We start from the raw sequence: 6,776 nt of genomic DNA, 5'->3' as shown, positions 1-6,776 counted from the left end.
CCTGTCATCCGGGCGGAGATCCCCACTGGGTACCCCCCCACCACCCCTGTGCGGCGGCACCCACCGGGTGCCGCCGCTCTCGTGTGTGCTCAGGCCAGCCCGTCCACCAGGTGGAACGAGAAGTCCTCGCGGTTGTTGGAGCCGTAGCCGTACGCGTCCAGGCGCAGCGCGAAGTTCTTGTGGCGCAGGAAACGGCCGGGGTAGTTCACCGACTCCAGCATGACGGCGCCGGAGGAGTAGGAGGAGGGGACGGCACAGAACGTGGCGTCCTGCTTGAAGAGGGTGGAGCCGTCGTTGCGTTCGGCGCGCAGGACGAAGTCGCGGTGGCGCAGGTACTTCCCGTCCGCCGTGACGAAGGTGGAGCAGGAGCTGTCGGCCAGGCCCTTCACCACGGTGAAGGTGGAGTCCGCACGGGACTCCGAGCCGCCGACCGGGTCGAGTTTCACCAGGCCGCCGCTGACGTGCCAGTAGCGGCCGGGGTAGTTGACCGAGCGGACCGAGCGCTGGGTGGCGGCCGGCTTGGGAGTGGACGGCTTCGTCGTCGATGACGCGGACGGCGCGGCCGGGGCGTGTGGCGTCGAACTGCCCTGCGCCTCGGGGGAGGAGGAGGTCTTCGGCGACGCGGACGCGGACGCGGTCGTGCTCTTCTTCCCCGTCGGTGTCGCCGATCCGCTCGCGGAGGGAGTGGCGAAGGAGATCAGACCGCCCTCCGTCTCCTCGTCCGACAGCGTCTGCCCCTGCCGGGCGTCCGACTTGTCGTCAACGGGCTTGTCGTTCAAGGCGATTGCGGTCACGCACGCCACGATGGTGGCCACGGCGAGACCGCCGGCCAGCCAGAGGCGCCGTGTTCCGGGTGCCCGGGAGGTGTCCGGGGCCCAGCCGTTCTCCCAGGGTTGCTCCTGGGGTGGCCGGGACTTGTTTTCTGGCATGCGCTGTTCCTCCAGCGGTACCCCTGACGGCTGCCGCGGCTGCGATGGCCCGGTGTGTGAACGGTGAAACAGTAGTGGAACGTGTGGCTCACGTTCAGCCGTTTGAGCGAGCGCTTTCTATAACGCTTTCGACTCCACGACGGCAACATGGTCGACCCTGCGGCGACTTGGGGGGACTTGGGATGAGAGGGGGCCGGTCCCGGCATCGTTATGTACACCCGTACGCATCGTTGTGTACGCTCGTACACATGGGATATCTGACGCTGGCCGGCGCCATCGCCGCCGAGGTGGCCGCGACGACCGCCATGAAGTACAGCGACGGCTTCAGCAGGCTCTGGCCCTCGCTTCTGACTGCCTCCGGCTATGTCGTCTCCTTCCTGCTCCTCGCCCAGACCCTCAAGACCGTCGGCATCGGCACTGCGTACGCGATCTGGGCCGGGGTCGGCACCGCGGCCATCGCCGTCATAGGGCCGGCCCTGTTCGGCGAGTCCCTGACGCCCGCCAAGGCCGTCGGCATCCTGCTGATCGTCGGGGGAGTGGTCGTGCTGAACCTGGGGGGTGCGCACTGATGCCCCGGCGTCACGACCCCGAGCGGCGGCAGCGGATCATCGACGCGGCGATCCGGGTCGTCGGGGAGAAGGGGCTGGCCGGGCTGAGCCACCGCTCGGTCGCCGCCGAGGCGGACGTGCCCCTCGGCTCCACCACGTACCACTTCGCCACCCTCGACGAACTGATGATCGCCGCTTTGCGGCAGGCCAACGAGGGCTTCGCCAAGGCCGTCGCGGCGCACGGCGGGCTGACGGACACCCGCCTCGACCTGCCCGCCGAACTGGCCGGCCTGCTCGGCGAATGGCTGGCCGGCGAGCGTACCGGCGTCGAGCTGGAGTACGAGCTGTACCTGGCCGCCCTGCGACGGCCCGCGCTGCGCCCCGTCGCCGCCGAGTGGGCCGAGGACCTCGCCGCCCTCCTCGCCGGGCACGTCGACCCCCTCACCGCACGCGCGCTGGTCGCCCTGATGGACGGGATCTGTCTCCAGGTGCTGCTGACGGACGCGCCCTACGACGAGGAGTACGCGCGAGAAGCGCTGACGCGGCTCATTCCCGCCGCCCCTGCCGCCCCCGGTCCCCCCGCTACTCCTGGTTCCCCGGGTCGGCGTCCTCGCCCAGCCGCCGGACGACGCTGAGCGCCTCCTCGACACTCCCCGCCACGTCCGTCACCGGATACCGCACATGCCGTACGACCCGCTCCCGGTCCACGACCAGGGTCAGCCGCTTCAGCCTGCTCGCCCCCGCCGCCCGGAACGTCGGCAGCCGCAGCGCGGTGATCAACGTCAACCCGGCGTCGGACAGCAGCGGAAAGCCCAGCCGCTCCTCCTCCGCGAACGCGCGCTGCTCGTCCGGGCGTTGGGTGGACACTCCGTGCACCGCCGCGCCCGCCGCCCGGAACCCGGCGAGCCGGTCGCGGTAGGTGCGGGACTCCAGCGTGCAGCCCGGGGCGCCCGGGATGTCCGTCCAGCCCGGCGGGTAGGCGTCGGCGCGGGCGCCGGGGAAGCAGTAGAGAACGGTGTGGAGCGCGTCGTCGGCGACCGGATCGCGCGGTGAGCCCCGGTCGTCGACCAGTCGGAGCCCGGGCAGCCGGGTGCCCGCCAGCGCGTGCACCCGCCGGGCCTCCGCGGACGCCTGCTCGGCCGTGGCCGTGGTGCTGCCGTCACCCAGGACCCAGGCGTCGCCCCAGTCCTGGAGGGCGACCAGGACGGGCAGCAGGCCCCGGCCGCGCGGGGTGAGGTGGTACTCGTGGCGCACCGGGCGCTCCTGGTACGGCACCCGCGCGAGCACCTCCGCCTCGACGAGGAGCCGCAGCCGCTCGGTCAACACCTTCCGGGACAGGCCGAGTTCGCGCTGGAGCTCGTCGAACCGGTGCACCCCGCGCGCGGTGTCCCGGACGATCAGCAGGGTCCACCAGTCCCCGACGACGTCCAGTGCCTGCGCGATGGCGCAGCCGGAATCCTCCAGGCTCGTCCTGCGGGCCATGGGCCTCCTCCCGTCGTCGGCGGCCATGCTGACACAGTTGGTTCCCAAGAGAAACTCACCAGGTCGGCGGGGGCGTGCGGCCCGCCTCCTGAGACACCGCTGTGCGGGTTGGCCTCTGCGGCCCCCCGCCGGTTAGGTTGCCCTCATGACCGACACGACTGTTCCCCGCACCACCGGCGCCACGGCCGCCGGCCTCGCCACGATCGCCGCCGACGGCACCGTTCTCGACACCTGGTTCCCCGCGCCCGCGCTCATCGCGGAGCCCGGCCCGTCCGGCACCGAGCGCCTGTCCGCCGAGAAGGCCGTGGAGCTGCTCGGCGAGGGTGCGGCGAAGGCGGTCGGTCCGGACGCCCGCCGGGGCGTCGAGGTGGTCGCGGTCCGCACGGTCATCGCCTCGCTCGAGGACAAGCCGCTCGACGCGCACGACGTCTACCTGCGTCTGCACCTGCTCTCCCACCGGCTCGTGAAGCCGCACGGGCAGAGCCTGGACGGCATGTTCGGCCACCTCGCCAACGTCGCCTGGACCTCGCTCGGCCCGGTCGCCGTCGACGACATCGAGAAGGTCCGCCTGAACGCCCGCGCGCAGGGCCTGCACCTCCAGGTCACCTCCATCGACAAGTTCCCGCGCATGACGGACTACGTCGCTCCCAAGGGCGTCCGGATCGCCGACGCGGACCGGGTCCGCCTCGGCGCCCACCTCGCCGAGGGCACCACGGTCATGCACGAGGGCTTCGTCAACTTCAACGCGGGCACGCTCGGCACCTCGATGGTCGAGGGCCGCATCTCCGCGGGCGTCATCGTCGGCGACGGCTCGGACATCGGCGGCGGCGCCTCCACGATGGGCACGCTGTCCGGCGGCGGCAACGTGATCATCTCCATCGGCGAGCGCTGCCTCGTCGGCGCCGAGGCGGGCGTCGGCATCGCCCTCGGCGACGAGTGCGTGGTCGAGGCCGGCCTCTACGTCACCGCGGGCACCCGCGTCACCATGCCCGACGGCCAGATCGTCAAGGCCCGCGAGCTCTCCGGCGCCTCGAACATCCTCTTCCGCCGCAACTCGGTCACCGGCGCGGTCGAGGCCCGCCCGAACAACGCGGTGTGGGGCGGCCTGAACGAAATCCTGCACAGCCACAACTGACCACCGGCGGCCCTGACCTGCGGCCGCGCGACCGATCAGCTCCCCGGCCCGCGGCCCAGTCGCCGGCAGCCATCGACATCGGTCATCGTCGAGCGCCCTCCCCCGCCCTCCCCCGCCCGCCCCGGCGCGGCCCGGGAGGGCGCTCGCGCGTGCGGCGGTGACCGGAGGGGGAGGGAAGCCGCGATCGTCCGCGGTCGGTCACCCGCGGGCCCGTCGTCGGCGCCTGGCGCCGGGAGCCGGGCCGGACTTCGTCAGTCAGGCAGTGCCGCCGCGAACTGCGTCAGGGCCGTGAAGTCCTCCTCGCGCAGGCCGAGTCGGGGGTCCACGTGGTGCAGGAGAGCCGGTGCCGGGTGGTGGGCGGTGACGTAGGCCGTGTCGGCGGGAGACTGTTCGTCGTCCACCCAGGCGAAGGGGCGGCCCGCCGCGTGGACGACGATCGCCTCCGTCTTCCAGTGGACCCCGTCGGCCCGGTGGGCGAAGAGCGCCTCGCCGAAGTCGACGTACGGAAGCTCCGGCAGCCCCACCACCGGCGCGATCCAGCGGTTGGCCAGGTCCATCCAGGTGGTCGCCCAGCACAGGTCGTAGGGGAGGCGGAGCAGGGCGGCGCCGTGCCCGGGGTGCAGCCAGACCCGCAGCGGCCGCTCACGGCCCACGGACGCCCTGATGGTCGTATAGCCCGCCGGTCGCTTCGAGGGCTTGGCCGCGTACGGGTTGAGAGGGCCGTCGACGTCGAGGTAGAGCAGCGGTCGGCTCATGCGTTCACCGTACGTGGGCACGGGCGGACGGCCGGCGGAATTTCGTGCGGGGGGCGGCATAGCGGGGGCGGGGAGCGCGTGTCTCAAGGGGTGCGGGGGGCGGGCAGCGGGTCCGGTCCCGGGGGAAGAGAAGGTGACGATGGATGCCGAGGGGCTGGAGAGCTTCCGACATTTCGTGGACAGCAGATCGTCGGCGCTGCTGAGGACGGCCGTCCTGCTCAGCGGCGGCGACCGGCACGCCGGTGAGGATCTGCTCCAGAACGCCCTGGCGAAGGCGGCCGGCCGCTGGCACCGCATCGAGGAACCCGAGGCCTACGTACGCCAGGTGCTCTACCGGCAGCAGATCAGCCGCTGGCGTCTGAAGTGGCCCCGGCGCGAGGTCAGCGTCGCCGAACCGCCGGACAGCGGAGCCGGACTGGACGCTTCCTCGGCCGCCGAACTGCGGATCGTGATGCGCGCGGCCCTGTCGCGGCTGACCGCGCGCCAGCGCACCGTGCTCGTGCTGCGCTACTTCGAGGATCTGCCGGAGGCCGAGGTGGCCGGGCTCCTCGGCTGCTCCGTGGGCACCGTACGGTCCACCACCCACCGTTCCCTCGCCCGGCTGCGCGCCCTCGCGCCGGAGCTGGCCGCCCTCGGCCGCGCGGACGCCGAAAGGGCGCCGTCCAGTGACTTCTCGCCCGTGGAGGTGCGTCCGTGAACGTCGACGAACTCGTACGCGACTCCCTGCGCGAGCAGGCCGACGAGCAGCAGCCGGCCGGGGCCGGACTCGCCGACCGGGTCCTCGCCCTGCGCCGGCGCCGCCGTGCCCGGCGGTTCGTGTCCGTGGCGGTCGCGACCGTCGCCGTGGTGGCCGTCGCCGTGGCGGTGCCGAGGCTGGAATCCGGCGGCCCGACCGATGTGCGCCCCGCCGACGTCACGCGGCCCACCCGGATCACCGCGCATCCGGACCAGTCGCCGCCGCGCGACCTGATCGCCGCCGGGCGGACGGCGCTGGCCGCGTACTACGCGACGACCGTCGTCCCGCAGACCGCCGAGCGGGCGGTGTCGACGCGCACCTACTGGCTGCTGAACCCGACGACGCAGAAGTACGTGAAGACCACCGAATGGTCGTGGGTCGCCGTCGCGCCGGGGCTGCGGACCGCCGCCGTCCTGGAGCAGAACCTGCCCGTCCGCCGGATCGGCCTGCTCGACCTGGCCAGCGGCGAGGTCGAGCGGTGGATCCCGGTCGAGCAGGCCGTCGCCGGTCTCGCGTTCTCGCGGGACGGCCGTGAGCTGGTCGCGACGACGTACAGCGCGAACCCGGACCTGCGGGTCAAGTCGGAGGGCGGCACCGGAGGCTGGGACGCGAACACCGCGCAGTCGTACCGCACCGGCTTCTACGTCTTCGACGTGGCCTCCGGGAGCGGCTCCTGGAGCGAGGTGAAGCTCGGCACGGACATGAACGACCCCACCGCCTTCCTCAACAGCCGCCAGGACTTCGCCTTCAGCCGTGACGGCAGCCGCATCTGGACCGGTCTGCCCTCGGAGCCCGGCTACCAGTTCTACGACCGGCAGGGCGCGAAGGCCGGCCCGCCCGCGGGCGAGAAGTACCTGTCGTGGTTCGTCGACGCGGGCCTCTCGCCCGACGGGAGGAAGCTCGCCGGTGACTTCGCGGGCAAGAAGTACAAGACGTCCTCCTGGATCGTCGACCCCCGCACCGGGAGGAACCTCGTCGAGACGCGCGGCCAGCAACTGCTCGCCTGGGCCGACGACTCCACCCTCGTCGCCTGGGACATCGGCCCGGACGGCGACGAGTACCACCAGCGGCTGGTGCTGGTCACCCTCGACAGCGACGAGGTCGTCCCGCTCAGCGACTTCCGGGCGACCGGGGACGACACCCTCGCACGCTGGACGCCGGTCTTTGCGGACCGCTGACTGGCCCTCGCCG

Annotated in this window: 8 protein-coding genes; 5 read left to right on the top strand and 3 right to left on the bottom strand. The window is 72.5% G+C overall.

Annotation, left to right across the window (positions count from 1 at the left end):
• Window positions 1–89: 89 nt before the first annotated feature.
• A complete protein-coding gene (locus ACFWBD_RS32645; RefSeq protein WP_385674820.1) occupies window positions 90–929 on the bottom strand; it encodes an AbfB domain-containing protein in 840 nt (279 codons plus the stop codon).
• Window positions 930–1,177: 248 nt separating this feature from the next.
• Here ACFWBD_RS32645 and ACFWBD_RS32640 point away from each other — a divergent pair, with 248 nt between their 5' ends.
• Together ACFWBD_RS32640 and ACFWBD_RS32635 are read left to right on the top strand one after the other, a co-directional pair.
• Window positions 1,178–1,498, top strand: coding sequence for a DMT family transporter (locus tag ACFWBD_RS32640; protein WP_385674818.1), 321 nt, complete (start codon window positions 1,178–1,180; stop codon window positions 1,496–1,498).
• Window positions 1,498–2,112: a TetR/AcrR family transcriptional regulator gene (locus ACFWBD_RS32635; protein WP_385674815.1), complete on the top strand. Its 615-nt coding sequence runs from the start codon at window positions 1,498–1,500 to the stop codon at window positions 2,110–2,112. Before ACFWBD_RS32640 ends, ACFWBD_RS32635 begins: the two co-directional genes overlap by 1 nt.
• On the opposite strand, the gene ACFWBD_RS32630 is transcribed toward ACFWBD_RS32635, so the two are convergent.
• Window positions 2,060–2,959: a winged helix-turn-helix transcriptional regulator gene (locus tag ACFWBD_RS32630; protein ID WP_385674812.1), complete on the bottom strand. Its 900-nt coding sequence runs from the start codon at window positions 2,957–2,959 to the stop codon at window positions 2,060–2,062. The two genes, ACFWBD_RS32635 and ACFWBD_RS32630, sit on opposite strands and share 53 nt — an antisense overlap.
• A 145-nt stretch (window positions 2,960–3,104) precedes the next feature.
• Between ACFWBD_RS32630 and dapD the strand changes: the two genes are divergently transcribed.
• Window positions 3,105–4,094 (top strand): 2,3,4,5-tetrahydropyridine-2,6-dicarboxylate N-succinyltransferase, encoded by a 990-nt coding sequence (dapD, locus tag ACFWBD_RS32625; protein ID WP_385674809.1) that lies wholly within the window; start codon window positions 3,105–3,107, stop codon window positions 4,092–4,094.
• 251 nt (window positions 4,095–4,345) lie between these two features.
• On the opposite strand, the gene ACFWBD_RS32620 is transcribed toward dapD, so the two are convergent.
• On the bottom strand, window positions 4,346–4,849 hold the full coding sequence (locus ACFWBD_RS32620) for a hypothetical protein (protein WP_385674807.1): 504 nt from the start codon (window positions 4,847–4,849) through the stop codon (window positions 4,346–4,348).
• A gap of 139 nt (window positions 4,850–4,988) precedes the next feature.
• Here ACFWBD_RS32620 and ACFWBD_RS32615 point away from each other — a divergent pair, with 139 nt between their 5' ends.
• Together ACFWBD_RS32615 and ACFWBD_RS32610 are read left to right on the top strand one after the other, a co-directional pair.
• Window positions 4,989–5,546, top strand: coding sequence for a SigE family RNA polymerase sigma factor (locus ACFWBD_RS32615; RefSeq protein WP_385674829.1), 558 nt, complete (start codon window positions 4,989–4,991; stop codon window positions 5,544–5,546).
• Window positions 5,543–6,763 carry a WD40 repeat domain-containing protein gene (locus tag ACFWBD_RS32610; RefSeq protein WP_385674804.1) on the top strand — a complete coding sequence of 407 codons (1,221 nt, stop codon included), beginning with the start codon at window positions 5,543–5,545 and terminating at the stop codon, window positions 6,761–6,763. Before ACFWBD_RS32615 ends, ACFWBD_RS32610 begins: the two co-directional genes overlap by 4 nt.
• Window positions 6,764–6,776 lie beyond the last annotated feature (13 nt).

The organism is Streptomyces sp. NPDC060002 (assembly GCF_042737245.1).
GTDB lineage: Bacteria > Actinomycetota > Actinomycetes > Streptomycetales > Streptomycetaceae > Streptomyces.
Note: the sequence above shows the minus strand (reverse complement) of the source record. Positions and strands in the feature narration are given on the sequence as shown.

What these genes read in the sequence shown, in the direction of transcription:
- ACFWBD_RS32645 (WP_385674820.1), bottom strand. Translation starts at nt 929, where the DNA reads ATGCCAGAAAACAAGTCCCGGCCACCCCAGGAGCAACCCTGGGAGAAC.
- ACFWBD_RS32640 (WP_385674818.1), top strand. Translation starts at nt 1,178, where the DNA reads ATGGGATATCTGACGCTGGCCGGCGCCATCGCCGCCGAGGTGGCCGCG.
- ACFWBD_RS32635 (WP_385674815.1), top strand. Translation starts at nt 1,498, where the DNA reads ATGCCCCGGCGTCACGACCCCGAGCGGCGGCAGCGGATCATCGACGCG.
- ACFWBD_RS32630 (WP_385674812.1), bottom strand. Translation starts at nt 2,959, where the DNA reads ATGGCCCGCAGGACGAGCCTGGAGGATTCCGGCTGCGCCATCGCGCAG.
- dapD (WP_385674809.1), top strand. Translation starts at nt 3,105, where the DNA reads ATGACCGACACGACTGTTCCCCGCACCACCGGCGCCACGGCCGCCGGC.
- ACFWBD_RS32620 (WP_385674807.1), bottom strand. Translation starts at nt 4,849, where the DNA reads ATGAGCCGACCGCTGCTCTACCTCGACGTCGACGGCCCTCTCAACCCG.
- ACFWBD_RS32615 (WP_385674829.1), top strand. Translation starts at nt 4,989, where the DNA reads ATGGATGCCGAGGGGCTGGAGAGCTTCCGACATTTCGTGGACAGCAGA.